At 53.9% G+C, this 26,548-nt stretch carries 25 protein-coding genes; 8 read left to right on the forward strand and 17 right to left on the reverse strand.

Translation table 11 applies throughout. The features are described 5' to 3' along the window. Position 1: 1 nt before the first annotated feature. Together moaE and GA0061070_RS02705 are read left to right on the forward strand one after the other, a co-directional pair. A complete protein-coding gene (gene moaE / locus GA0061070_RS02700; RefSeq protein ID WP_090133427.1) occupies positions 2-454 on the forward strand; it encodes a molybdopterin synthase catalytic subunit MoaE in 453 nt (150 codons plus the stop codon). 324 nt (positions 455-778) lie between these two features. After that, positions 779-1,486, forward strand: a complete 708-nt coding sequence (locus GA0061070_RS02705) for a Bax inhibitor-1/YccA family protein (RefSeq protein ID WP_090133429.1) — start codon at positions 779-781, stop codon at positions 1,484-1,486. Between the two features lie 88 nt (positions 1,487-1,574). Here GA0061070_RS02705 and GA0061070_RS02710 read toward each other — a convergent pair whose 3' ends face one another. Genes GA0061070_RS02710 through GA0061070_RS02720 form a run of 3 tightly spaced genes read right to left on the reverse strand, consistent with a single transcriptional unit; the run spans position 1,575 to position 4,545 of the window. Further along, positions 1,575-2,543, reverse strand: coding sequence for a lysylphosphatidylglycerol synthase domain-containing protein (locus tag GA0061070_RS02710; protein ID WP_090133431.1), 969 nt, complete (start codon positions 2,541-2,543; stop codon positions 1,575-1,577). Continuing rightward, positions 2,543-3,787 carry a cardiolipin synthase ClsB gene (gene clsB, locus GA0061070_RS02715; protein WP_090133432.1) on the reverse strand — a complete coding sequence of 415 codons (1,245 nt, stop codon included), beginning with the start codon at positions 3,785-3,787 and terminating at the stop codon, positions 2,543-2,545. Before clsB ends, GA0061070_RS02710 begins: the two co-directional genes overlap by 1 nt. After that, complete coding sequence (locus GA0061070_RS02720) at positions 3,784-4,545, reverse strand: endonuclease/exonuclease/phosphatase family protein (protein WP_090133434.1); 762 nt, start codon at positions 4,543-4,545, stop codon at positions 3,784-3,786. Before GA0061070_RS02720 ends, clsB begins: the two co-directional genes overlap by 4 nt. Positions 4,546-4,677: 132 nt before the next feature. Here GA0061070_RS02720 and GA0061070_RS02725 point away from each other — a divergent pair, with 132 nt between their 5' ends. After that, positions 4,678-5,088, forward strand: coding sequence for a YbhQ family protein (locus GA0061070_RS02725; protein WP_090133436.1), 411 nt, complete (start codon positions 4,678-4,680; stop codon positions 5,086-5,088). Here the strand turns inward: GA0061070_RS02725 and GA0061070_RS02730 are convergent. Genes GA0061070_RS02730 through cecR form a run of 5 tightly spaced genes read right to left on the reverse strand, consistent with a single transcriptional unit; the run spans position 5,050 to position 10,690 of the window. Next, a complete protein-coding gene (locus GA0061070_RS02730; RefSeq protein WP_090133438.1) occupies positions 5,050-6,156 on the reverse strand; it encodes an ABC transporter permease in 1,107 nt (368 codons plus the stop codon). The genes GA0061070_RS02725 and GA0061070_RS02730 overlap by 39 nt on opposite strands. 9 nt (positions 6,157-6,165) lie before the next feature. Next, complete coding sequence (locus tag GA0061070_RS02735; RefSeq protein WP_090133439.1) at positions 6,166-7,299, reverse strand: ABC transporter permease; 1,134 nt, start codon at positions 7,297-7,299, stop codon at positions 6,166-6,168. Further along, positions 7,289-9,028, reverse strand: coding sequence for an ATP-binding cassette domain-containing protein (locus GA0061070_RS02740; RefSeq protein ID WP_090133441.1), 1,740 nt, complete (start codon positions 9,026-9,028; stop codon positions 7,289-7,291). Before GA0061070_RS02740 ends, GA0061070_RS02735 begins: the two co-directional genes overlap by 11 nt. Further along, a complete protein-coding gene (hlyD, locus tag GA0061070_RS02745; protein ID WP_090133442.1) occupies positions 9,021-10,016 on the reverse strand; it encodes a secretion protein HlyD in 996 nt (331 codons plus the stop codon). Before hlyD ends, GA0061070_RS02740 begins: the two co-directional genes overlap by 8 nt. Further along, on the reverse strand, positions 10,016-10,690 hold the full coding sequence (gene cecR, locus GA0061070_RS02750; RefSeq protein ID WP_090133475.1) for a transcriptional regulator CecR: 675 nt from the start codon (positions 10,688-10,690) through the stop codon (positions 10,016-10,018). The genes hlyD and cecR overlap by 1 nt, the downstream gene beginning before the upstream one ends. 293 nt (positions 10,691-10,983) lie before the next feature. Between cecR and rhlE the strand changes: the two genes are divergently transcribed. The 3 genes from rhlE to ybiB all read left to right on the forward strand — a co-directional run bounded on the left by rhlE (position 10,984) and on the right by ybiB (position 16,056). Then, positions 10,984-12,408, forward strand: a complete 1,425-nt coding sequence (gene rhlE, locus GA0061070_RS02755; RefSeq protein WP_090133444.1) for an ATP-dependent RNA helicase RhlE — start codon at positions 10,984-10,986, stop codon at positions 12,406-12,408. Positions 12,409-12,923: 515 nt separating this feature from the next. Then, a complete protein-coding gene (dinG, locus tag GA0061070_RS02760; protein ID WP_090133446.1) occupies positions 12,924-15,065 on the forward strand; it encodes an ATP-dependent DNA helicase DinG in 2,142 nt (713 codons plus the stop codon). Between the two features lie 25 nt (positions 15,066-15,090). Next, entirely contained in the window at positions 15,091-16,056 is a 966-nt protein-coding gene (ybiB, locus tag GA0061070_RS02765; protein WP_090133447.1) for a DNA-binding protein YbiB, read from the forward strand. Between the two features lie 124 nt (positions 16,057-16,180). On the opposite strand, the gene ybiJ is transcribed toward ybiB, so the two are convergent. From ybiJ to GA0061070_RS02780, 3 genes are all read right to left on the reverse strand, one after another. After that, entirely contained in the window at positions 16,181-16,441 is a 261-nt protein-coding gene (ybiJ, locus tag GA0061070_RS02770; RefSeq protein WP_090133449.1) for a DUF1471 family protein YbiJ, read from the reverse strand. A 285-nt stretch (positions 16,442-16,726) separates the two neighbouring features. After that, positions 16,727-16,993, reverse strand: coding sequence for a DksA/TraR family C4-type zinc finger protein (locus GA0061070_RS02775; protein ID WP_090133451.1), 267 nt, complete (start codon positions 16,991-16,993; stop codon positions 16,727-16,729). A 289-nt stretch (positions 16,994-17,282) separates the two neighbouring features. After that, positions 17,283-17,897: a flavin reductase family protein gene (locus GA0061070_RS02780; RefSeq protein ID WP_090133453.1), complete on the reverse strand. Its 615-nt coding sequence runs from the start codon at positions 17,895-17,897 to the stop codon at positions 17,283-17,285. Positions 17,898-17,993: 96 nt separating this feature from the next. Here GA0061070_RS02780 and rlmF point away from each other — a divergent pair, with 96 nt between their 5' ends. After that, entirely contained in the window at positions 17,994-18,929 is a 936-nt protein-coding gene (gene rlmF / locus GA0061070_RS02785; RefSeq protein ID WP_090133455.1) for a 23S rRNA (adenine(1618)-N(6))-methyltransferase RlmF, read from the forward strand. On the opposite strand, the gene ybiO is transcribed toward rlmF, so the two are convergent. The 6 genes from ybiO to rhtA all read right to left on the reverse strand — a co-directional run bounded on the left by ybiO (position 18,919) and on the right by rhtA (position 25,544). Next, complete coding sequence (gene ybiO / locus GA0061070_RS02790) at positions 18,919-21,156, reverse strand: mechanosensitive channel protein (protein ID WP_090133457.1); 2,238 nt, start codon at positions 21,154-21,156, stop codon at positions 18,919-18,921. The two genes, rlmF and ybiO, sit on opposite strands and share 11 nt — an antisense overlap. A 117-nt stretch (positions 21,157-21,273) precedes the next feature. Beyond that, on the reverse strand, positions 21,274-21,996 hold the full coding sequence (glnQ, locus tag GA0061070_RS02795) for a glutamine ABC transporter ATP-binding protein GlnQ (protein WP_090133458.1): 723 nt from the start codon (positions 21,994-21,996) through the stop codon (positions 21,274-21,276). Next, on the reverse strand, positions 21,993-22,652 hold the full coding sequence (gene glnP, locus GA0061070_RS02800; protein ID WP_007373997.1) for a glutamine ABC transporter permease GlnP: 660 nt from the start codon (positions 22,650-22,652) through the stop codon (positions 21,993-21,995). Before glnP ends, glnQ begins: the two co-directional genes overlap by 4 nt. A gap of 84 nt (positions 22,653-22,736) precedes the next feature. Continuing rightward, positions 22,737-23,483, reverse strand: a complete 747-nt coding sequence (gene glnH / locus GA0061070_RS02805; RefSeq protein WP_090133460.1) for a glutamine ABC transporter substrate-binding protein GlnH — start codon at positions 23,481-23,483, stop codon at positions 22,737-22,739. Positions 23,484-23,855: 372 nt separating this feature from the next. Further along, positions 23,856-24,359, reverse strand: coding sequence for a DNA starvation/stationary phase protection protein Dps (gene dps / locus GA0061070_RS02815; RefSeq protein ID WP_090133464.1), 504 nt, complete (start codon positions 24,357-24,359; stop codon positions 23,856-23,858). A 297-nt stretch (positions 24,360-24,656) separates the two neighbouring features. Beyond that, complete coding sequence (gene rhtA / locus GA0061070_RS02820) at positions 24,657-25,544, reverse strand: threonine/homoserine exporter RhtA (RefSeq protein WP_090133466.1); 888 nt, start codon at positions 25,542-25,544, stop codon at positions 24,657-24,659. A 363-nt stretch (positions 25,545-25,907) separates the two neighbouring features. Here rhtA and ompX point away from each other — a divergent pair, with 363 nt between their 5' ends. Further along, positions 25,908-26,420 carry an outer membrane protein OmpX gene (gene ompX, locus GA0061070_RS02825; RefSeq protein ID WP_090133467.1) on the forward strand — a complete coding sequence of 171 codons (513 nt, stop codon included), beginning with the start codon at positions 25,908-25,910 and terminating at the stop codon, positions 26,418-26,420. Positions 26,421-26,548: the final 128 nt, after the last annotated feature.

Below are 26,548 nucleotides of genomic sequence, written 5' to 3' on the forward strand. Positions count from 1 at the left end.
AATGAGTGAAACACGAATTTGTGTCGAGCGCGCGGCATTTAACGTCGGAGAAGAGTACAACTGGCTGGCGGCGAATGAGGAAGATGGCGCCGTGGTGACGTTTACCGGCAAAGTGCGTAACCACAATCTCGGCGACAGCGTCAGTGCATTAACACTGGAGCACTACCCCGGCATGACTGAAAAATCGCTGGCGGAAATTGTCGAAGAGGCTCGTGGCCGCTGGCCGCTTGGCCGTGTAACGGTTTATCACCGCGTCGGGGAACTCTGGCCGGGTGATGAAATCGTGTTTGTCGGCGTCGCCAGCGCCCATCGCAGCAGCGCCTTTGATGCCGGGCAATTTATTATGGATTACCTGAAAACCCGTGCGCCGTTCTGGAAGCGTGAGGCCACTGCGGAAGGCGATCGCTGGGTTGAAGCCCGCGACAGCGATAAACAGGCTGCACAGCGTTGGTAATTCATTGAACCGGAATGTGTTAATCTTAGGCTGTGTCCCATAATTGTGCGCGTGTGGCGCTGATGGTCATTTTTACGCAGGGCAAGGCGCGAACGGCGACGTTTGGGGCGCCAAATGAGCCGTGAGCAACGCAATCATGCGTAAAAATGGCCTTAGCCCTTCGGGACGCGTTTAAAAAGCGCGTTCTCTGCGTTGTCGGACTTGAACATAGGCCCACTATGCCCTGCATCCTCCGTCTTGATAACGCGCGTTGTACCCAGCGTCGCCACCACGACCAATTACGGGACACAGCCTAGTGTGTAATCCCATCTATCAGGAGTGACTATGGACCGTTATCCTCGTTCTGATTCTATCGTCCAGCAGAGCCGTACCGGGCTTCAGACCTATATGGCGCAGGTCTATGGCTGGATGACCTGCGGCCTGCTGCTCACCGCGTTTGTCGCATGGTATGCGGCAAACAGTGAAGCGGTAATGTTGTTTGTCTTCTCCAGCCGGATAACCTTTTTTGGGCTGATTATCGCGCAGCTAGCGCTGGTATTTGTGCTTTCCGGCTTAATTCAGCGTTTGAGCGCGGGTATGGCGACCACGCTGTTTATGCTCTATTCCGCGCTGACCGGACTGACGCTCTCCAGCATATTGCATATTTACACAACTGAATCTATTGGCGCGACCTTTGTGGTCACCGCCGGCATGTTTGGCGCGATGAGCCTGTACGGTTACACCACCAAACGCGATCTCAGCGGCTTCGGCAACATGCTGTTTATGGGGCTGATTGGTATTGTGCTTGCTTCGCTGGTGAATTTCTGGCTGAAAAGCGAGGTGCTGATGTGGGCGGTGACCTATATCGGTGTGGTGATTTTTGTTGGCCTGACGGCGTACGACACGCAAAAGCTGAAAAACCTTGGCGAGCAGATCAATACGCGCGATGCTTCGCAGTTGCGTAAGTACTCCATCCTTGGCGCGCTGACGCTGTATCTCGACTTTATCAACCTGTTCCTGATGCTGTTGCGCATTTTTGGCAACCGTCGTTAATAGGGCAGTCGCCATCAGGCTAATTGCCTGATGGCGCATTGTCCGTGATGCCAGATAAGTCGCCATCCGGCATCACATTAAGACTCAATCACCCCACTTTCTCCATCGCCCGTTCATTTTTCTCCCGTAGTTTCTTTGCCCGGCTCTCCAGTGCCAGATAACCGATCAGCGCCAGCAGCAGCGGCAGAAAATAGTAGAGCACGCGATAAGCCAGCAGGGCAGCGATAATGGTTCCCTGCGCCACATGCTCACCCGCCAGCAGTGCAATAAATACTGCTTCCAGCACACCGATACCTGCCGGAATATGCACAATGACGCCAGCGATACTGCTTACCAGCAGCACGCCGAGCACAAAAAAGAAATCCGCTTTCATGCCCAGCAGTAGCCAGATAATTGCGCCCATCGCTATCCAGTTGGCGCTGGAGATCACTAACTGGGCGACGGCGAATTTCCGCGAAGGTAGCACCAGCTTGTGGCCTTTCACCGTCAGATGACGCCGCCTGGCGAAGGCGCAGCACCCTAAATAGCTGATAATCACCAGCAGCAGCACCACACCGACAATGCGCAGCGTGCGTTCATCGATATACCAGTGCGCCGGGATCTGCACCACGCCAAAACTAAAGATCACACCACCCAGCAAGATGTAACCCAGCCAGTTGGTGGTAATGCTGAGCGAGAAAATCCGTGTGATCGTACTGCCTGGCAGCCCAAGGCGTGAATAGAGCCGATAGCGCATGCCGATGCCGCCAACCCAGGTACTGAGCGTCAGGTTAAAGGCGTAACAGATAAACGACACCAGCATTACCTGGCGTTTCGCCAGCTTATGCCCGCAGTAAGCGCGGCCGAGCAGATCATAAAACCCGTACAGCACATAGCTGACAATCACCAGCGCGATGGCGCTAAGTAACGCGGTGCGGTTATAGTCGCGAATCACTTGCCAGACATCGTCCCAGTTGACCTTCTGCGCATAGAGCACCAGCAATACGGCCACGGCGATAAAAAACAGCACCGTCAGGATCTTTTTCGCCAGCCGCCAGCGAGGATGTGATTTTTTCATCAGGGTTTTACCCCCGAATGTTCTGTTTCCGCGCGATCCTGGGTTTCGATTTCCGGCTGGATAGGCGGTTTCACCTGCGCCAGTTGTGGCGTATGCGCAGGAAGCCAGCCGGCCATGGCCGGAAAATGGCGTAAGAAGTGAAACACTACAATGCTCTTGCCGAGATTCCACCACGTGCGCTTCGGCGCCATCGACTCATCCACCCGCACGCAATCCTCGCGAATAATGGCATGCAAATTGTCGCGTAGCGTCTGGTTAAATTTACGGTCATGGATAATGAGATTAGCCTCCAGATTCAGCGACAGACTGAGCGGGTCGAGGTTGCTGGAACCCACTGTCGCCCAGTGATCGTCCATCAACGCCACTTTGCCGTGCAGCGGACGGCGGCGATATTCATACACCTGAACACCGCCTGTCAGCAGATAGTTGTACAGTAGTTCCGCGCCGACTTTGACAATTGGCATATCCGGCTCGCCCTGCACAATCAGCTTCACCGACACACCGCGCCGGGCAGCGTTGCGCATGGCGTGTAGCAGGCGATAACCGGGAAAGAAATAGGCGTTGGCAATAATCACTTCGCGGCGGGCGTTGGCCAGCATCTTCAGATAATGGCGTTCAATATCGTCGCGGTTATCGTTATTATCGCGCCAGATGAACAGCGCCTGTGCTTCGCCAGGCGTGCGGTTCTCTTCCGGTCGATGGCGTCGGCGTTGCCACCAGCGTTTTACTGGCGCGTTGTCCGGCAGATTCTCCAGCTCAAATTGCAGAATATCTTCCACAATCGGCCCTTCAACACGCACGGCGTAATCCTGCTTGGCTTCCGGACCATAGCTGGTGAGATGTTCCGCTGAATAGTTAATGCCACCGACGAAAGCCACGGTGTTATCGATCACCACAATTTTACGGTGCATGCGGCGAAAGAGATTGGTTCGCATACCGAGCAGGCGCGGGCGCGGATCGTAATAGCGGAATACTACGCCCGCAGTGGTCAGCTCGTTGACAAACGCTTCGCTTAAATCCGGCGAGCCGTAACCATCCAACAGCACTTCGATGTTGATCCCGCGACGGGCGGCTCGCAGTAGCACCTGCTGTAACTGACGGCCAACGTTATCTTCAAACCAGATAAAGGTTTCCAGGATCACGCGATGCTGCGCATGATCGATGGCGTCATACAGTGCCGGATAATAGTTATCACCGTTTTCCAGCAATTGAATATGGTTACCTTCCCGCCAGGTGCATTTCATAGGTGGATCTCCGCGCTGAGAGGAGCATGATCGGAAAGGTGTCGCCAGTTATGCAGCGACAGCGCGGTCGGCGCGCTGGCACTGGCATTTTTCACATAGATGCGATCGAGCCTCAACAATGGCAGCGCGACCGGGAAAGTGCGGGCAGGGCGGCCGTGAGCGCGGGTGAAAATCTCCTCCAGCCCGGCTTGCGTCTTCAGCGGATGGTTCGCTTTTTGTCGCCAGTCATTAAAGTCGCCTGCCACCACAACCGGTTCGCCTTCGGGTAGCGCATTCACCCACTCTGCCAGCATGGCGAGCTGCGCCTGGCGATGGACTTCCCGCAGACCAAGATGAACACAAATGACATGCAATGAATGGCCAAGATCCGGTGGGGTAATGCGGCAGTAGAGCAGGCCGCGTTTTTCGCTGCCATCGACCGAAACATCACGATTTTCAAAGTGTTCAATCGGATAGCGGGAAAGCACCGCATTCCCGTGATGCCCTTCGGGATAAACCGCGTTGCGTCCGTAGGCGTAATCGCTCCACATGGTATCGGCAAGAAATTCATAGTGGGTCGTGTCCGGCCAGTTCTCCACATGCAGTGGATGTACTTCGTGGGCACCCATCACTTCTTGCAGGAAGACGATATCCGCGCTGACGGTCCGTACCGCGTCACGCAGCTCAGGCAAAATAAAGTGCCGGTTAAACGCGGTAAAGCCTTTATGGGTATTGATGGTGAGCACTTTCAATGAAAAATGTCGCGCGTGTTGGGTCATAATTCTCCTGTCAGCGTCACTCTCCTCGTGAAAATAAATTGTAGTCCCTGTCACAAATTGTGGCGGGGTTACGGAATTTTCCGTAAATCCGCGTACTCTTCAGAAAGACAAAAATTCTTCAGGAGAGAGATCATGAAGTGGCAACAGCACGTTCGTGATGTAACTGGCCTGAGTTGCTGGCAGATCATGTTGCATATGCTGATTGTAGCGCTGCTGGTGATGGGCTGGATGAGCGGTTCTCTGGTGCGCATCGGTCTGAGCCTGTGCGTACTTTACGGTATGTCTGTGCTATTGATGTTGTTTCTCCAGCGCCACCATGATGCACGCTGGCGCGGCATCGGCGATGTGCTGGAAGAGTTGACCACCACCTGGTATTTCGGCGCGTCGCTGATCGTTATCTGGCTGCTTTCCCGCGTGCTGACCAATCACTTTATTCTGGCTGCCGCCGGGCTGGCTATTCTTGCAGGGCCAGCAATAGTTTCGCTGCTGACCAAAGAGCGCAAGTTAGGCAATATTTCTGCGAAACAGCGCATACGCCGCTGATCCTGTGACGGCCGCTATCACCATCAGCGGCCATAAGCTCTGCCAGACAATCGTTAAGCTGGCATCCTTCAGATAAATCTCCTTGGTGATGTCGGTAAAGTGCCGGATAGGGTTGGCCCAGGTTAAATTCTGCAACCAGACTGGCATGTTCTCCACTGGCGACACATAGCCCGACAGCAGGATCGCGGGCATCATAAATACAAATACGCCAATAAATGCCTGCTGCTGTGTAGAACAAAGCGACGAAATCAGCAGGCCGAAACCCACCAGCGATAACCCATAAATCAGCATTGAGAAATAGAACAGCAGCAGCGATCCGGCAAAGGGAATTTTATAGGCCAGAATGCCGACGGCGAGCACAATCGTTGCCTGAAACGTTGCGACAATTAGCGCAGGCACGGCTTTACCGACAAAAATTTGCCACGTTGACAACGGGGAGACCAGTAGCTGATCCAGCGTGCCCTGTTCGCGTTCGCGTGCCACCGACAGCGAGGTCACAATCATCACGCCGATAGTGGTGATCATGGCGATCAACGACGGCACCACAAACCATTTGTAGTCGAGATTCGGGTTGTACCAGTTGCGTATTACTAACTCGCTGTTATTCGGTTTTTGTTGGCCATTCAGCAACTCCTGCTGATAATCCTGCACGATTTGTTGTAAGTAATTGGCGGCGATTTGCGCGCTGTTGGAGTTGCGCCCGTCGAGGATCAACTGCATTGGCGCACTGGTGCCGTTATCAAGATTGCGGGAAAAATCGGCCGGAAAACGTACCAGTAATAACGCTTTCTGTGTATCGATAGTCGGACGTATCTCTTGCGGACTTTTCAGCAGCAGAATATGGGTAAAGGCTTTAGCGCGGGCAAAACGCTGTGTCAGTTCAACCGCGTGCTTACCGTTATCTTCGTTATAAATGGCGATAGTGGCGTTGGTCACTTCCAGCGTGGCGGCAAAGGGGAACAACAATACCTGCAACAGCACCGGCAGGATCAGAATGGCGCGGGTTTGCGGTTCGCGCAGTAGCGACTGTAACTCTTTGCGGATAAGCGTCAGTAAACGGTGAAACATGGGTTTTCCTTAATCCAGTCTGCGTTTAGTTTTCAGCCACGTCAGGCCAATAAACATCAGCGCCGAAGCAATCAAAAACAGTACGTTAACCATCAACACCAGCGGGATATTGCCCGCCAGAAACAGGCTTTGCAGGGTACTGACGAAATAACGCGCCGGAATGATATAGGTCACCACACGGATCACGGCGGGCATGCTGTCAATCTGGAAGATAAAACCGGACAACATAATCGACGGTAAAAAGGCGGCGTTCAGCGCTACCTGCGCGGCATTAAACTGATTACGTGTGACGGTGGAAATCAGCAGCCCCATCCCCAATGTGCTGAGCAAAAACAGGCTGGTGATGAGAAATAAAATCAGCAGCGAGCCGCGATAAGGCACGCCGAGAATAAACACTGACACCAGCATGCACAGCAGCATCGCCAGCATGCCGAGAAAATAGTAGGGGATCAGCTTGCACAGCAGTAATTCTGCGCGTGTCACTTCGGTTGAAAGCAGTGCTTCCATGGTGCCGCGCTCCCATTCGCGCGCCACCACCAGCGAGGTGAGGATGGCACCTATCACCGTCATGATGATGGTCACTGCGCCGGGAATAATAAAGTGCTGGCTGATGGCTGCCGGGTTAAACCAGTAGCGGGTCTGCACGTCGATCAACGGTTCAAATGTCTGGCCGCGATCTTCTGCCCGCTGCTGCTGCCAGAGTTGCCAGATCCCTTGTACGTAGCCCTGCACAAAGTTGGCGGTATTCGGCTCGCTACCATCGGTGATCACCTGAATCGGCGCAACTTCATTTGCGCGTGCCATCTGTGCGGCGAAATTCGTCGGCACCACCACCAGCCCACGAATACGCCCGGCTTGCATCATCTGGATGAGCTGCGGGCGGTTATCGCTGATCGTGGCATCAATATAGGGCGAGCCGGTCAGCGTGTGGGTGAAATCCATTGCCTCTTTGCTCTGCTGCTCCAGCAGCACGCCAATGCGTAGCTTGCTGGAATCAAGGTTGATGCCGTAACCGAAGATAAACAGTAGCAACAGCGGGATGACAACGGCAATCAGCCAGCTACTGGGGTCGCGGATAATCTGCCGCGTCTCTTTGACACACAGCGCCCGCACACGACGCCAACTGAGGGTGTTAAGACGCATGGCTATGCTCCTTATCCCAGTTATGGATAAGCGTAATAAAAGCTTGCTCCATTGTCGGATCCGGGTTCTCCGCATCGGCGCTTTGCGCCTTTAAATCATCCGGCGTGCCGCTGGCGATAAGTTTCCCGCGGTATACCAGCCCGATGCGATCGCAATACTCGGCTTCGTCCATAAAATGCGTGGTGACCATCACGGTCACGCCTTTCTCCACCATGCTGTTGATATGCAGCCAGAATTCCCGGCGCGTCAGCGGATCGACGCCGGAAGTGGGTTCATCAAGGAACAGAATATCCGGTTCATGCATCAGCGAGCAGGCCAGCGCCAGGCGCTGCTTAAAGCCCAGTGGCAATTCATCGGTAGCGTGATGAGCAATGGCTTTCAGCCCGAACGCCTCGCTCATGCGGCTTATCTTTTCATTTTGCGCCCGTCCGCGCAGGCCATAGACGCCGGAGAAAAAACGCAGGTTCTGCTCCACCGTCAGGTTGCCGTACAGCGAGAATTTTTGCGCCATATAACCCAGATGCTGGCGCGCTTTGCCGGAGCTGACTTTGAGATCGAGATTCAGCACCAGCGCCTGGCCGTCTGTGGGCACCAACAAGCCGCACATCATCTTGAAGGTGGTCGATTTACCTGCGCCGTTCGGCCCCAGCAGGCCGAAGATTTCACCGCGCTTGACGGCAAAATCGACGTGGTCGGTAGCGGCGAAATCACCAAATTTTTTGGTCAGCGAGCGGGCTTCAATTACCGTTTCGTCCGTGCTGCCTTCCACCGTATGCAGAATCGCTCCCAGTGGGGATTCGGACGTGCCCGCGCCACCGAGCAGATCGACAAACGCATCTTCAAAGCGCGGCGCGGTTTCCGTTATCTCTAATACCGGCATATTGTCTGTGTGGCGAATTTCGTCGACATGCACCTCTTTTTTGAGGATCATGCGCACCGAGCGCCCCTGGATCATGCCATCGCTGACCTGCGGCTGACGCAGAATAAGACGCAGCAAGCGACGGTTGTTCTCTTGCGCGCTGGTGACAAGAAAACTGCGTCCGGCCATGCGTTGCGTCAGCGCAGTCGGCTCGCCCTGATACAGCAATTCTCCTTCATTCATCAGCAGCACATCGCGGCACTGCTCCGCTTCATCAAGATATGAAGTGCTCCAGAGGATCAGCATCCCTTCGCCCGCCAGTTCATGCACCATCCGCCACAGTTCGCGGCGGGAAATCGGGTCAACGCCGACGCCCGGTTCATCCAGTAACAGCACTTTCGGTTCGCCAACCAGCGTGCAGGCCAACCCCAGTTTCTGCTTCATTCCGCCGGAGAGCTTTCCAGCCAGTCGTCCGGTAAACGGGGCGAGGGAGGTAAACTCCAGTAGGCGTTCGAAAGTCTGACGACGCTGCTCGCCGGTGACGCTGCGCAGATCGGCGTACAGATTGAGGTTTTCCATCACCGTTAAATCTTCGTACAGCCCAAATTTTTGCGGCATATAACCGAGCATGGCGTGCAGTTCGCTATCCTGACGCAGCGGATCCAGCCCCATCACTTGTACGCTGCCTTCATCCTGCTTCATCAGCCCGGCAAGAATACGCATCAGCGTGGTTTTCCCGGCACCATCCGGGCCGACCAGCCCGGTGACATAACCGGCGCGAATCTCGCAATCGAGCTTTGCGACGGCGGGTTTTTCCATGTCCGGAAAGCGTTTTACCAGCCCGTGTAAAAGGATGGATGCCTCATTCATGACGCGCCTCGCCCGCAAAACGCACGGTTACTGGCATCCCCTGGCGCAGCGAGTTGTCGGCATCGGTAACGATAATGCGCAGGCGATACACCAGATCCGTTCGCAGATCCGGGGTTTGCACGGTTTTGGGCGTAAATTCGGCGGTGGGCGAGACAAAGCCGATTTTGCCGTGATAGGGCTTATTCGGCCGCCCATCCGTGTAGAGCAGCACGTCCTGCCCCGGCTGCGCCTGCTGCAAATTGATCTCATCAACATACGCGCGCACCCATACCGGACGGGTTAATGACAAGGTGAATACGGTGCTGCCCGCGTTGAGCATGCTGCCCGGCTCAACGGCGCGGGTCAGGACTGTTCCGGCGGAAGGGGCGACCAGCGTGGTATCATGTAGATCCAGTTGCGCCTGTGCCAGTGCGGCCTGTGTCTGTTCAAGGCCCGCTTTCGCCTGTTCAATCTCCTGCGGGCGGTTACCGGTGCGGTACTGGCTTAGCTTGTCCTGCGCGGATTTCAGCGTTGCCTGCGCCTGATCTCGTGTGGAACGGGCATTTTCCAGATCGTTGGCGGAGGTCATCCGGTTTTTCCATAACCCTTGCTGGCGCTGAAAGTAGTTTTGTGCGTAGTCATAGGCGGCCCGCGCCTGATTCACTGCCGCGACAGCCTGGGCAATTTCTTCATCACGGTAACCGGCGGTAGCCAGATCGTATTTAGCTAGCGCGGTGGAGACATTGGCCTGTGCCTGCAATAACGCATTCTGATAGGGCGCTTTATCGATTTCACCGAGTATCTGTCCGGCATGGATTGCATCGCCCTCATCAACGTTTAGCGAAGCGAGCCTGCCACCGACACGGAAACTCAAATTCACTGTGCGAATATCAACGTTGCCGTACAGGGTGAGCGCGCGTTCCTGCCTGCTGTGATACCACATCCAGCCGCCAGCCAGTGCAGCGATAACGATCACCACAACCAACACCGTAACGAGAGGTTTTTTCATCACTCCGGACTCCTGTGCGTTAATCCTTGCAAAATGAGATCGATATGGCAGGCGATAACCTGGTAAATCTGCTCAGTTTTCTCTTCATCAAACTGCGGCCAGCCCGCACGCAGCAAGAAAGTTTCCCGCCCGAGACGAAACGCGAGAATTTCACCGAACAGCGCGTGGGTGTGAATAATGGTTTCGGTATCCGTCGCATCCCGACCGGTATAGGCCGCCAGCAGGGCGGTGAGATGGCTGTGCATCGGCGCAATGACTTGATCGTGCACCCGCTGATATGCCCGCGTTGGCGAGAGTTGCTCGCGGGAGATAAATTTGCTCAGGTTGAGCGTCTCATCATGAGTGAGCAGCGTTATCATATTACGACAGGCGCTATGGATCAGGGCGCGTATTTCCTCCTTATCCGGCTCCGGCTGTATGAACAGCGCTTCAGCCGCCTGGACATGCGGGTGGAAATTCTTATTGATAAAGTCGGCGATCCATTGGGCACAGGCGAGGTATAAATCCTCTTTCGAGCCAAAATAGTAGGTAATTGCCGCAATATTTTGCCCGGCCTGCGCGGCAATATCGCGGGTGGTGGCGTGCAGCCCGTATTCACCGAATTGCGACAGCGCGGCGGCAATCAGCTGTTGTTTGGCCTGTTCGCCTTTGCTGGTCGTTGGGGTTGTATTCATGGCAGCAAAATAATTAATCAATCGATTGATTAAATTTATGCTTCAGGGAGAAACTTGTCCAGCACCAGGCAGGAAAAAGGTGACGCGTGAACCGAACCGGTTCAGTGATCGCTGTAAGGCTGACCCGCAACAGGAGGAAATATTGCCAACGATCCCATGGCGGATATTTATGCGCTCGATCACAAAAGCTGATACACTCCGCACCTTCATGACACTGTGGTTTTTGTCATCAGCCAAATTATTATCTCCCTGAAAACTACACCTGTGACAGGTCGGGGCGGTGCGGAGTTGTTATGTCATTTGATGCCCTTGGCCTGAACCCGGAAATCCTGCGCGCTATCGCCGAGCAGGGTTATGTTCAGCCGACCCCTATTCAGCAGCAGGCGATCCCCGCTGTACTGCAAGGCCGCGACCTGATGGCCAGCGCCCAGACCGGTACCGGTAAAACGGCTGGTTTCACCCTGCCGCTGTTGCAACTGCTGGTGCAAAAAGAGCCGCACGCGAAAGGCCGCCGCCCGATACGTGCGCTGATCCTGACGCCAACCCGTGAACTGGCGGCGCAAATCGGTGAGAACGTACGCGACTACAGCCAGTATCTGAACATCCGTTCGCTGGTCGTGTTTGGCGGCGTCAGCATCAACCCGCAGATGATGAAACTGCGCGGTGGTGTCGATGTGCTGGTGGCTACGCCTGGCCGTCTGCTAGACCTGGAACATCAAAACGCGCTGAATCTCGATAGTGTGGAAATTCTGGTGCTGGATGAAGCTGACCGCATGCTGGATATGGGATTTATCCACGACATTCGCCGCGTGCTGGCAAAACTGCCTCCACGCCGTCAGAACCTGCTGTTCTCTGCAACCTTCTCCGACGACATCAAAGCGCTGGCGGCAAAACTGCTGCACAACCCGCTGGAAATTGAAGTGGCGCGCCGCAACACCGCCTCCGGGCAGGTGACTCAGCATGTGCACTTCGTGGATAAAAAACGTAAGCGTGAACTGCTGTCGCAGATGATTGGCCAGGGTAACTGGCAGCAGGTGCTGGTCTTTACTCGCACCAAGCACGGCGCCAACCACCTGGCGGAACAACTGAATAAAGATGGCATCACCAGTGCGGCTATCCATGGTAACAAGAGTCAGGGCGCGCGTACCCGTGCGCTGGCTGATTTCAAATCCGGGGATATTCGTGTGCTGGTGGCAACGGACATCGCCGCGCGCGGTCTCGACATCGAAGAGTTGCCGCACGTGGTGAACTATGAGCTGCCGAACGTACCGGAAGATTACGTCCACCGTATCGGCCGTACCGGCCGTGCGGCTGCTACCGGTGAAGCGCTGTCGCTGGTGTGTGTTGATGAACACAAACTGCTACGCGACATCGAACGTCTGCTGCAAAAAGAGATCCCACGCATTGCCATCGAAGGCTATGAGCCGGATCCGTCAATCAAAGCCGAACCGATACAAAATGGTCGCGGCCAGGGTGGCGGTCGTCAGGGTGGCGGTCGTGGTCAGTCCGCACCGCGCCGCAAGGAAGGTGAGGAGCAGAAAGCGCGCTCCCCGCGTCGCACTGACGGTGAAGCGCAAAAACCACGTGCACCACGCCGCAGTGAAGGGGGTTCACGTCGTCTGGATGGTAACGCCCAGCCTGCACGTGACAGTCAGGGGAAACCGGCAGGAAACGGTGCCCGCCGTCGCCGTCCGCGTAAACCGGCTACCGCCCAGTAACGCATTTTGCAGGCCGGATATGCACCTTATCCGGCAATCGACGCCGCCAGCGGGCAATTTACCGGCTGGCGGCGTTGTTTTATCCGGCTTACCTTCGGCGATTAAAGCGTGTCAGCCAAAGTCGTTATTCTTTCGCCTTCAGATAAATTGAGCGCCGGGTTCAATTTGGTGTTAGTCCGTGCGGTCATCGACAGTGTGCCGCCGAGCGCCACGCCCGCCTTTTCCATCAGTCAGATAATGCCACCGGAGAGCACATTATCGATGGAAATCCCTGGCGAGCCATGGATAGTTCTGGTTTCTAATCTGCTCTCTGTTAAATGATCAACGCGCTATTGCTATAGAGAACACTTATGAATGGATCTGTTAATTTGTGATCCGCACGGCGAAAAATATCCTGTATTGCAGATGTGGAAAACCTATTTCAGGAGCCGCTTCCAGAATGGTAAAAAGGGTTACCCAGCGGGCGCTAAAAATGCCACAATAGTGGCTGTTTATACAGTGTTTCAGGTTCCTTCATGGCTCTTACCGCCGCGCTAAAAGCGCAGATCGCCGCCTGGTATAAGGCGTTGCAACAACAGATCCCGGACTTTATTCCCCGTGCACCGCAGCGGCAGATGATTGCTGATGTCGCGAAAACGCTGGCAGGTGAAGAGGGCAGGCATCTGGCGATCGAAGCGCCGACCGGCGTCGGGAAAACTCTCTCTTATTTAATTCCAGGTATTGCAATTGCCCGTGAAGAGCAAAAAACGCTGGTGGTCAGTACCGCCAACGTGGCGTTGCAGGATCAGATCTACAGTAAAGACCTGCCGCTGTTGCGCAAAATTATCCCCGATTTACGTTTTACTGCAGCGTTTGGTCGTGGGCGCTATGTTTGCCCGCGTAATCTGGCCGCGCTGGCCAGCAGCGAGCCAGACCAACAGGATCTACTGGCGTTTCTTGATGATGAACTGACACCAGGCAGCAAAGAGGAACAGAAGCAGTGCGCGACGCTGAAAGCCGATCTCGACAGCTATAAATGGGATGGTTTGCGCGATCACACTGATAAAGCCATCAGTGATGATTTATGGCGCCGCCTCAGTACCGATAAAGCCAGTTGCCTGAACCGCAACTGCCACTACTACCGGGAATGCCCGTTCTTTGTCGCACGGCGTGAAATTCAGGAAGCGGAAGTGGTGGTGGCGAACCACGCGCTGGTGATGGCGGCGCTGGAGAGCGAAGCCGTCTTGCCGGAGCCGAAAAACCTGCTATTGGTTCTGGATGAAGGTCATCATCTGCCGGATGTGGCACGCGATGCGCTGGAGATGAGCGCCGAAATAACGGCGTCCTGGTATCAGCTACAGCTCGACTTATTTACCCGGCTGGTGGCGACATGCCTGGAGCAGTTCCGGCCGAAAACCCTGCCGCCGCTGGCGACGCCGGAGCGGCTCAATGCCCACTGTGAAGAGCTGTTCGGGCTGATTTCATCATTGAATAACATACTCAACCTCTATCTTCCTGCTGGTCAGGAAGCCGAATACCGCTTTGCTATGGGCGAGCTGCCAGATGAGGTGATGGCGATTTGTCAGCGTCTGGCGAAGCTAACAGAAATGCTGCGTGGGCTGGCGGAGCTGTTTCTCAACGATTTAAGCGAAAAGACCGGTAGCCACGACATTGTGCGTTTGCACCGGGTGATCCTGCAAATGAACCGTGCGCTTGGCATGTTTGAAAGCCAGAGTAAGCTCTGGCGGCTGGCCTCGATGGCGCAGGCTTCCGGCGCGCCTGTATCGAAATGGGCGACGCGCGAAGTGCGGGAAGGGCAGTTGCATCTGCTGTTTCACTGCGTGGGCATTCGGGTCAGCGATCAGCTGGAGAAGCTGCTGTGGCGCAGCGTGCCGCATATTGTTGTCACCTCCGCCACACTGCGTTCGCTGAACAGTTTTAATCGTTTGCAAGAAATGAGTGGCCTGAAAGAGAAAGCGGGCGACCGATTTGTCTCGCTGGATTCGCCTTTCAATCATGTCGAACAGGGGAAAATTGTTATCCCGCAAATGTGCTACGAACCGCTGATTGAAAATGAAGAGCAGCATATCGCTGAAATGGCGACCTGGTTTCGTGAACAGGTGGAAAGTAAAGCCCATCCGGGGATGCTGGTGCTGTTCGCCAGCCAGCGCGCGATGCAGTTGTTTTTAAGTTATGTGGCGGATTTGCGCCTGCTGCTATTGGTGCAGGGCGATCAGCCGCGTTATCGGCTGGTGGAACTGCACCGTAAAAGGATCGACGCTGGCGAGCGTAGCGTGCTGGTTGGCTTGCAATCCTTCGCTGAAGGGCTTGATCTGAAAGGCGATTATCTGACACAGGTACATATTCATAAAATTGCCTTTCCACCGATTGATAGCCCGGTGGTGATCACCGAAGGCGAATGGTTGAAGAGCCTCAACCGTTATCCGTTTGAAGTACAGAGTTTGCCCAGCGCCTCATTTAATCTTATCCAGCAGGTCGGCAGGCTTATCCGCAGCCACGGCTGCCGCGGCGAAGTGGTGATTTATGATAAGCGCCTGCTGACTAAAAGCTATGGAAAGCGTCTGCTTGATGCGCTGCCGGTGTTTCCTATTTCCCAACCGGCAATGCCGGACGTTATAGTGAAGAAACCAGAGCAAAAGTGCCGCAGGCGCCGTTAACGATGTGAGCATGCGAGGAACTGTCATGGATTACCGTAAAGTTATCAAAGAGATTGGTCGCGGAAAGAACCACGCTCGTGATCTGGATATTGACACCGCGCGTGGTCTCTATGCGCAGATGCTGAACGGCGAGGTACCGGATCTGGAGATGGGCTGCATTCTGATCGCGCTGCGCATTAAAGGCGAAGGCGAGGCGGAAATGCGTGGTTTCTACGAGGCGATGCAGCAGCACACGCTGACGCTGACGCCCCCGGTGGCTAAACCGATGCCGATTGTTATTCCTAGCTATAACGGTGCGCGCAAACAGCCCAATCTCACACCATTGTTGGCTATTCTGCTGAACAAGCTGGGTTTTCCGGTGGTGGTGCACGGCGTCAGCGCAGATCCCACGCGTGTGATCAGCGAAAGTATTTTCACCCTGTTGGGCATTAAGCCTACGCTGCATGCCGGGCAGGCGCAGGCGAAGCTGGAAGGTCATCATCCGGTATTTATTCCAATACACGCGCTCTGCCCGCCGCTGGAAAAACAACTAGCAATGCGCTGGCGCATGGGCGTTCGCAACAGTGCGCATACGTTGGCGAAGCTTGTAACCCCGTTTAAAACCGACGCGGCGCTGCGTTTATCCAGCGTTTCTCATCCCGAATACCTGACAAGGGTGGGAAAATTTTTCGCCGATATCGGTGGTCGTGCGTTGCTGATGGCCGGGACGGAAGGGGAAGTGTATGCGAACCCGCAGCGCTGCCCGCAGATCAACCTGATTGACGCGGCGGGCGAGCGAATCCTCTTTGCGCGCAACGATGCCACGGAGCAGGTCGCGCTGGAGGGGGTGGAAAAAGATGCAGAGAGCACGGTTCGCTGGATCGAAAACTGTCTTGCCGGGCGCGAAGCGATACCGGAGTCATTAAAAATTCAGTTGGCCTGTTGTCTGGTGGCAACCGGAGAAAGCGCGACGCTGGAAGAAGGGCTGGCGCGGGTGGCGCACAGTTTTTAAGCAAAAAAAGCCCGTCACAATCCAGGACGGGCAAAAACAGGGTAACAACTGGGTCAATGAGGGTGGAACATCCCGGCAGAGGGTTAATTTGCCGGGGGGACAACTTCAGTTAAATTCGGTTGGATTATTTGTAGATAACTGCGGTGCCGCTCAGTTTGTTATTACCGACAGCAGAGGTGATGCTGTAGCCGCTTGCGCCAGCAGCCTGCGCTTTGGCAGCCAACTTAGCTTCCAGACCGTCCAGCGTAGTTGCGCCGTTAGCAGAAACAACACCGATTTTGTTCAGACTTTCGGCCTGAGCGGCAGTCACGGACTGGGCAGCAAAGGCACCGAAAGAGAGAGTAGAAAGCACGATAGCAGCAACAGCATATTTAATGGTTTTCATAGTCAATTTCTCGCAGGTTATTCTGTGTTTGGGACGATGTTCCGTCGATGTGATAAGTATCACGGTTTTTCACAAGAGATAAAATCGAAGAGAATTGACGACCTTGTTCTAAAAAATTGAATAAGATATAGCTATTTGATTTGAAAGATTTTTACTCAATAAAAAGGGCAGTTTATCGGCAGGTCTGCGCAGTGGGCAATTTCGCGGCACATTTTGCTACTTTCACAGCGAGATTTTGTGGATGTAAAGGCAACCGCTTGCGCTGGTTACAAACGTCAGGAACAGTCAACGTAGCTGGCTATCTTTGGAGCCTCTGCGATTATATCCTGAGAATGTAGAGTTATGTAAATCTTTCTCCTGCTGGCAGGAGAGACATAAGCGCACGCCGGGAATTGCTTTACGACGCGCTTCCGGGATCGGTTCGCCACACTCTTCGCAGGTCAGCAGACTTTCGCCCTGGGGTAAATCACGGCGGGCGCGCGCCACGGCATCTTCAATCGTATTGTCGATTTGCTGCTGTACCGCCCCATCGTTTGCCCAGCCTGAAGCCATCATCGCCTCCTTAGAACCTATCCCATTAGGTTATTTTATTTGCTGGTTTGGCCCTGGGCAGTGCTCACACAAAATGTTATGGCATTTTGAACGCCGCTTGCGGCGGCCCTTTAGGGTGAGCGAAGCGAGTCATCCTCACGTACTAGGCGTACGCTCCGGTTTTTCCGCGCTGTCCGTGTCCAAACCATCGGCAACAATTACGCCTACTGTGATAGGCTCTTAGTTTCAATAGCCTGATTATAGCAAAGGCCCGATGGCAAAGCGTTGCCAGCGGGATTCGTAAACGGGGTTAGCGGTTATCCGGGCGGGTCAAATCAAAGCGTTGTGCTTCACTGATTCCGTAATAGGCAGACGGGCCGCCAGCACGCAGAACCGGCTGTGCTTTCGCGGTCTGATAAATGCCCTCTTCCAGCAGCGATTCATCAATGTGTACCGCTACCACTTCTCCCAGTACCAGCCAGCTATCGATGGCGCTGCCGTCGGCGGCGGTCAGTTGAATACATTGGGAGAGACGACACTCGAAGTTGACCGGGCTTTCTGCCACGCGCGGCGCACTGACGATACGGCCAGTAACTGGCGTCAGACCTGCACGGGTAAACTCATCTTCACCGTGGGGCAGCGACGCGGAGGTTTCGTTCATCCGCACCGCTAAATCGCGGGTAGCCAGATTCCAGACAAACTCTTTGGTTTCAGTGATATTGCGTACGCTATCTTTCCAGCCGGTGCTGGCGAAACCGATAATCGGCGGGCGATAATTGAAACAGTTAAAGAAACTGTACGGCGCAAGGTTTCGCTGACCCTGGCCATCCAGCGAGGCAATCCAGCCGATAGGACGAGGACCAATAATCGCATTCAGCGGGTCGTGCGGCAGGCCGTGGCCTTTTGCTGGTTCATAAAAATACATAGCATTTCCTGGGTGTCAGATAAGTTTCTTCAGCCTCACTTATTTACCCGGCCAACGTCAACGGGTATCTTACGCCGCTGTTAACAGGAGAATGCCATGAATGCCCAGAAGCCGGGTTTGCACCCGCGTAACCGCCATCACAGTCGCTACGATCTTGACGCATTGTGCGTCGCGAATCCGTTATTGCGCGCCTTTATCACCGCGAACCCAAAAGGTGAGGCGACCATTGATTTTGCCGAACCGCAGGCGGTAAAGGCCTTAAACAAAGCGCTGCTGGCGCACTTCTATGGCGTACGTGAGTGGGATATCCCCGATGGTTTTCTCACCCCGCCGGTGCCAGGACGCGCCGATTATCTGCACCATCTGGCTGATGTGCTGGCTGAGAGCAACGAAGGGCAGATCCCTGCGCAGGCCAGCGTGCTGGATGTTGGCACTGGAGCGAACTGCATCTATCCGTTAATTGGTCACCATGAATATGGCTGGCGTTTTACTGGCAGTGAAATTAACGATGCTGCGCTGACCAGCGCGCAGGCGATTATCCGCGCTAATCCGGGGCTGAGCCGTGCGGTTCGTCTGCGCAGGCAAAAAGATCCGTCGGCAATCCTTGCAGGCATTATCCATAAAAATGAGCAGTATGATGCCACGCTCTGTAACCCGCCATTTCACGACTCGGCGCAAAGCGCGCAGGCGGGTAGCGAGCGTAAACGCCGTAATCTGGGACAAGCCGTCAGCGATGCCGCCAACTTTGGCGGTCAGCAGCAGGAGTTGTGGTGCGAAGGCGGCGAAGTCGCCTTTATTTGCAAGATGATTGCAGAAAGCCAGCAGTTCGCCCGCCAGGTGCTGTGGTTCACCTCGCTGGTCTCGCGCGGCGATAACCTACCCGAGTTGTATCGCGCCCTGACGCAGGCTGGTGCGGGGAAGGTGATGAAAAAAGAGATGGCCCAGGGTCAAAAGCAGAGTCGCTTTATCGCCTGGACTTTCCTTGATGAGACCCAGCGTAAACGCTGGGCGCAGAGCCGCTTTAAAGGGTAGGCTCTGCTGGCGGCGGCATACTGGCCGGTGATGTCGGTTGCGGTGAGCTTTGTGGTGCAGGCAGGATTTGATATGTCTGCACCGGTGGGTGAACGCCCGCGCGATCGAAATGTTTTTTCACCATGGTGTCGAGGGCGAACCTGACCGTCCACTGCTTCAGCGGCAGTGTGGTAAAGGTGACACGCAGCGTAAAGGCGGTATTGGTTAGCCCGACCAGCCCGGCGAATGACGGCTCGCCAATCACCAGCCCGCGAATATCTTCCTGTTCCATCAGTTCAGCCACCGCATCTTTCAGCGCCTGATTCGCTTTATCGGTCTCTTCATGGCGATCAACATCATAGTTCGCCACCACCGAACCAATACCGCGGACAAAGTTGGCAAAGGTGGTAATCGATGACCAGGGAATAATATGGTACGCCCCCGTATCCTGGCGTACGCCAACGGAACGAATCGACATTCGCTCGACGGTGCCGGTTAGCGGCCCGATAGTCACCAGATCGCCGGTGTTCATCCCATTTTCGAACTGAATAAAAATCCCGGTGATAATATCTTTTACCAGCGTTTGTGAACCGAACGAGATAGCCAGCCCTAACGCCCCGGCACCGGCGAGCAGCGGTGCGATATTGACGCCAATTTCTGAGAGTACAATCATCACCGTGATGGTGCTGATCACCACCGCCAGCGCATTGCGGAATAGCGTCAGCAGCGTGCGCGTACGCGCGCTTGGCAGCGGACGGCCGTGAATATCGGACGCCAGACGGTTCTCTATCACGCTCGCCAGCAGCGTCCAGCCCACCGCCGAGAAGACGAGGATCAGCACAATGCGGATCAGTATATCGACGGTTTTCTCCCCCGCTCCATAATTGAGCCAGTGCCAGAAATCAAAAAGCCGCCAGGCATTAAGCAGCAGCATGATGGTGGCACACACCACCAGAATGCGCGCCGTTTTCAGCGCCGCCGACAGCCAGCCGTTCAGCCGCTTTTGCAGCTCTGGGTAGTTGCGCTGCACCTGCGGAGAGAGGGTGATGGTTTTATTCAACCAGCGCGACAGCATCCCGGAAAGGAACGCCGCAATACTCAGAATGGCAAGGCTGTTAACCGATGCGCTCATCATAAATTTCAGGCTGTTGCCCGGGTCAAACAGCGAGAAAAAGAACAGCACGACAAAGTAAGCGCTGGCGAGCCAGTGCCAGACCAAAGCAAAGGCGCGGATGAACAAGCTAAAGAAGGCGAGTGAATGATCGGCAAGCACTATCAGGTTGTGCTGGATCCCGCGTTTGTTGTGGAAGATAAGATAGAACGCCCAGACGGTAATACACAGCATAATCACCACGTTGGCGAGTGCGCCAACCTGCACATTTACCTGATTGGAGATAATCGGCACCGCCACCAGCAAGCCATAACCAATCAGGCTGCTCAATGCACTCAGGCGCAGATGCCAGTAGCGAGCGGTGCTGTCGGCAATACGAAACGGACGCAGTTCCGGAATGCGCGGGCAGAAAATCAGCCGCAGAATGGTTTTGAAAAACTCAATCAGCGCAAACGCATTGAGGAACAGGCTTTGCTGGAAAGCAATAGTGCTGTTGCCCGCGTTGAGTCTGGTGCTGAGCAACTGGCCGATAAACAGCGTCAGTACCAGTAACAGCAGGTCGATAATAAAGGCACCCATTATCATGGCGGGCAACTGCAACCAGTTCCGGCGTTCGCGGTTTTTGCGTCTTCCCCAGTTACCCATCCGACGGTAGAGCGGCATAACGCACTGACGTACCAGTATCCAGAAAGCAAAAACCAGTACTGCGAGTAATAAAAAGTGGCTGGCGGCATTAGTGAAGGTTTGCGGGTTGAAGGCCTTATGCGGCGAGCCGGTAATATTGCGGTAGAGTTGGGCAAAGCGGGAGGCTAGCGCGTCGCCGTAGTAGCCGCTGACTTCGGTGACATTCTCCAGTACCGTTTTCTGCTCTTTGACTTCTGGCGGCGTGATCACCGGAACCGGCTCCTGCGGCGGTGTGGAGGCGACTTTCCGCAACTGATCAATCAGCTCTTTGCGTGAATCATCGTTTTCCAGCACGTCTGCCAGTGCCGCATAGGCTGCTTTTTTTTGTTCGACACTGGGTTCACTGCTTTGTGTCGATGACGCGCTATTGGCTGCGGGTGATGTGATGCCGGGTATCGTCGCGGCCTGAAGTGGCGCGCACAGCAGACTGATGAATAGCAATATCCACGGCATATGCTCCTCCGGTGAGAAAGTCCTGCAAAATGATAAGTATAGATGCCGGGCGGAGCAGGGCAGGAAATGAGAACAATCCGGGGGAAACGCTCCTCCAGGCGGAGGAGCGGAAGCGGCTCAGGATACGTGTTGCAAAAATTCCTGTAAGCGCGGGCTGGGCGGATTTTCGATTAACTGTTGCGGATTACCGTCTTCGGCAATACGGCCTTTGTCGATGAAAATCAGGCGCGACGCTACTTTTTCGGCAAAGCCGATTTCGTGGGTAACGATCACCATGGTCATCCCTTCCTCAGCCAGATCCTGCATCACTTTCAGCACCTCGTGGCGCAGCTCCGGATCCAGCGCGGAAGTTGGCTCATCAAACAGCATCATTTTCGGTTTCACCGCCAGCGCGCGGGCAATAGCAACGCGTTGCTGCTGACCGCCGGAAAGCTCTGACGGATAGTGGTGCGCACGTTCAGCCAGCCCGACCTTCGCCAGCAGTTCCCTTGCCAGCTTTTCAGCATCGGCTTTATTCGTTCCGCGCACGCGCAGTGGGCCAAACATGACGTTTTCCAGCGCCGTCAGATGCGGGAACAGATAGAACTGCTGGAAAACCATGCCGGCTTCCTGGCGGATCAGGCGCTCATCTACTTTCGGATCGTTGACTTTCAGGCCATCAACAATCAGCTCGCCGCTGGTGATCTCTTCTAGTTTGTTAATGCAGCGCAGTAGCGTCGACTTACCAGAGCCGGACGGCCCTATAATAACCACCACTTCACCTTCAGTGATATTCAGATCAATGTTATGCAGCACCTGGGTTTGACCAAAGTGCTTGGAGACGTTTTTAAATTTAATCACAGGATTTTCATCCTTCTTTCAAGACGACGCAGAATGAAGCTCAGCACCAGGGTGATGATCAGATAGACAACCGCAACGGCGCTCCAGATCTCCAGCGCACGGAAGTTTCCGGCAATGATTTCCTGGCCCTGGCGGGTCAGTTCGGCGACGCCGATAACAATAAACAGCGAAGTATCTTTGATGCTGATGATCCACTGGTTGCCCAGCGGCGGCAGCATACGGCGCAGTGCTAACGGCAGGATCACATGGCGAATGGTTTCGCCACGTGACAGACCCAGCGCCAGACCCGCTTCACGGAAACCTTTATGAATAGAAAGCACCGCACCACGGGTGATTTCCGCAATATAGGCGCCGGAGTTAATCATAATGGTGACGACGGCAGCCGAGAAGGGATCGATGCGCAGATCGTTAAACGCCATCGGCAGGGCAAAGTAGATAAACATGACCTGTACAACGATAGGCGTACCGCGAATAACTTCGATAAATACCAGTGCGATGTGGTTGGAAATCCAGCCGCCGAAAGTACGTGCAAAACCCGCTGCCAGACCAATGATCAACCCGCCAATGAGGCCGAGGACCGAGATCAACAGCGTCATCTTCGCACCTTCAATCAGAAGCGGAATGGCAGGCCAAATGGCGCTCCAGTCAAACTGCATGATGTGTTCCTGTATACCGTGGTTATAACAAATGTATCAGGGGCGAAGAGCGCCCCTGAGGAGTAATGCTTTATTTTTTAATAATTATTTAGGCTCAGAACCGAACCATTTTTTGTAGATTTCGTTGTAGGTGCCGTTATCACGCAGGGTTTTCAGCGCACCGTTCACTTTTTCACGCAGGTCGTCGCTGCCTTTCGGGAAGGCGATACCATACTGCTGCGCTTCCAGAGACTCACCGACCGCTTTGAACTTACCGTTACCGGCAGTTTTAATGAAATACAGAATGTTCGGTGTGTCGTGCAGAACGGCATCTGCGCGGCCAGTGCCCAATTCCATGTAAGCATTGTCAATGTTCGGGAACTGACGCAGGTCTTTGGTTTTGATGTTTGCTTTCGCGTAGTCAACAGAACCTGTGCCGCCTTTCACCGCCACGACTTTGCCATCCAGATCTTTCACGCTTTTCACGTCGTTGTTGTTGGCTTTTACCATTACCAGCAGACCGCTTTTGTAATAGCCGTCAGAGAACTCGATCGCTTTCTTACGCTCTTCGGTAATCGTAATGCCCGCCAGCGCCAGGTCGACGTTTTTGGTTTGCAGTGCCGGGATGATGCCGCTGAAATCCATCGGTTTCAGTTCATAATCCAGTTTCAGCTCTTTCGCGATAGCTGCCCACAGATCCACGTCGAAACCAACGTATTTGTCGCCTTGTTTGAACTCGAAAGGAACAAATGCGGTGTCGGTGGCAACCACCAGTTTTTTATCAGCAGCCTGAGAGGAAACAGCAAAGGCGAGAGCGAGTGCAGCGAGGGAAAATTTCAGTACAGACTTCATAGTTTTTCCTTTTGTATCCGGGGAGCGATCCCCTGCGAGAATGAACGCAGTATGAAAAAATCATGCCATGTTTACAACCTATTGTTTTGTAAAGGCGATGCTTTAACTGGTTGCACAATAAGTGTAGCAGCGAAACCGTTTCGCACTATTTTGGTGCGCAACTTTGGTGCAAAAAAATGACGCGGCGGATTTTGCTCTTTTTTAACGCAGATTGTGGGCGTAAAACAATCGGTTATTAACAATTTTGTGACGTCGTAATAACGTAGAGAAAACTTTAGGCAGGGAATAGTGAGGGAAAGAGAAAAACAGCGCACTATTAAAGTGCAAACCCCTTCGTGGGAGACGAAGGGGTCATTGGCAGAGCTTATGGGGTTATTCGATATTGGATTCGATGAACCACAGGAATTTATCCAGATCGCGGGACGCCGCGGTGAAGATATCTGCGCTATCTTCGTCTTTCGCTTCACTAATCGCTTTACGCACGTCATTCGCCACGATGGCATAACGGTCGGCCAGCTCTTTCAGATGATCCTGAACGCTGTGGATGTCCAGCGGGTAGCTTTTCAGCGGGGTTTTGCTGTTGATCACCTGTGTGGTGCCCAGTGCCACTCCGCCCAGTTGTACTGCACGTTCTGCCATCGTATCAAGGTGGTCGGTCAACGCAGTACGGAACTGATCCAGCATTTCATGTACGGCAATGAAATTAGCACCGCGCATATTCCAGTGGGCTTGTTTGGTAATCAGCGACAGGTCAATGAACTGGATCACCTGGCGATTCAACAACTCAATGGTCGCTTTTTTATCGCTATCCGCTACATCGTTGCGGGTATAAAGCAGATTAGACGCTTTCGTTTTAACCAGTTTAGCGGTACTCATAATCTCATATCCTCTTGATGTTTGTGTCCCAGGTAATTACCGGACTAAGTATAGCACCAGATTTCTTTTATCTGTTTTGGCTGTGCCTATCGGTTCAATAGCGAAACCATAATATATGCTAATTTTTAACGTTGTAATAACTAACACGATGAATTATAAGAAAAAATTTATTCATTTCTGGCGTGGAAAGGAATGGTAATCCTATTTAAGCGGAAATGTACGTAAACGTAAGAAATAATGTCTCTGGGGTTGGAGAATATTCAGTATAAGATGAATCTCATACTGAATAATAAATAGTTAACCAATCTCCACTTTGTGGATTTTACTTTCCCGCCGTAGCGTCAGCGTGGAACCCATTGAAGCGATGACGATGGCCATTAGCGCCAGCACCTGCTGCAAAGCGAGTGTTTCACCCAGGAAAACCATGCCTGAGATGGCTGCCATCGCTGGTTCCATACTCATCAGCGTACCGAAGGTGCGAGTGGGAAGCCTGGTTAATGCAATCATTTCCAGTGAGTAGGGCAGAGCGGTGGACAGCACGGCAACGGCGATACCAAGCGGCAAAATCGACCAGTGCCAAAGCAGTTCGCCAGACTGGATAGCACCGAGAGGGACAAACACTACCGCCGCGATTAACGAGCCAAGTGCGACCGTTGCCGGACCGTGTTCCTCACCCGCGCGCTGGCCGCAGAGGATGTAAATCGCCCAGCAGGCACCGGCGCCGAGGGCAAAGGCTGCGCCACTCAGATTCACATGTGAGACGTTTTCTCCCAGCGGCAGCAAATACCACAATCCGAGTACGGCAAAGATGACCCAGATAAAATCGACCGGGCGGCGAGAGGAGAACAGAGCAACAGCCAGCGGGCCGGTAAATTCCAGTGCCACGGCGATGCCAAGCGGTACGCTCTGAATGGAGAGGTAGAACATATAGTTCATCCCGCCGAGCGACAGTCCATAAAACAGTAGCGGCAAACGTTGCTCGCGGGTGAAACGTAACCGCCAGGGTTTGAAGACGACGGCCAGGATAATCGTGCCGAGCGCCAGGCGCAGTGCGGTGACGCCAGGCGCGCCAACCAGTGGAAACAAAGATTTCGCCAGCGATGCACCGCCCTGAATAGAGATCATAGAGATAAGTAGCACCAACACCGGCAGCCATACCGGCAACTTACGAGACAACCCTGGCATCCTTTCTCCCGTCAATTTATGTCAAGTGAAGTAAAACCGTCAGTCTACTTGAAAATACATTCGACTGGTTGAGCGTTCATTGAAAAAAAGTGCGCGAATATCCGTAAGATAAGGCTTATCTGATGGTTAATTAACCTGTTAATTTAAGAATTGTCTGGATGAATGTGCCACTTGTTGAGCAGCATAATGGCGCGTTATGCGGGAAAATACGCGTTTTTTGAAAGAGTTGTTCAGTAGCGGAAACTTTCTGTTACATGAAATGGTACGTTAGACCCTAATTCCTGCAAAGAGTTTCCTGACCATTTTTGATATATTTAAAAGCGTAGGACGTAGGATTTACTTGAAGCACATTTGAGGTGGATTATGAAAAAAATTGCATGTCTTTCAGCACTGGCCGCTCTTCTGGCGGTATCTGCAGGTTCCGCAGTAGCAGCAACTTCAACCGTTACTGGCGGCTACGCTCAGAGCGATATGTCGGGCGTTGCTAACAAAACTAACGGCTTCAACCTGAAATACCGCTACGAGCAGAACGACAACCCGCTGGGTGTTATCGGTTCCTTTACTTACACTGAAAAAGATCGTTCCGAAAGCGGCGTTTACAACAAAGCGCAGTACTACGGCATCACCGCAGGTCCGGCTTACCGTCTGAACGACTGGGCGAGCATCTATGGCGTAGTCGGTGTTGGTTACGGTAAATTCCAGCAAACTGTTGATACTGCTAAAGTTTCTGACACCAGCGACTACGGCTTCTCTTACGGTGCTGGTCTGCAGTTCAACCCGATGGAAAACGTCGCTCTGGACTTCTCCTACGAGCAGAGCCGTATTCGTAGCGTTGACGTTGGCACCTGGATTGCCGGTGTTGGTTACCGTTTCTAATCGCTTCGGTGATATAAAAAATCCGCCCACGGTGGGTAATGCCGATCAGTTAAGGATCAGTTGACCGATCCAGTGGCTGTGTAAGAATCCGGAAACGCTCACTCGTTTCCGGATTTTTTTATGTACAT

The sequence above is a fragment of the Kosakonia oryziphila genome, assembly GCF_900094795.1.
Taxonomy (GTDB): Bacteria; Pseudomonadota; Gammaproteobacteria; order Enterobacterales; family Enterobacteriaceae; genus Kosakonia; species Kosakonia oryziphila.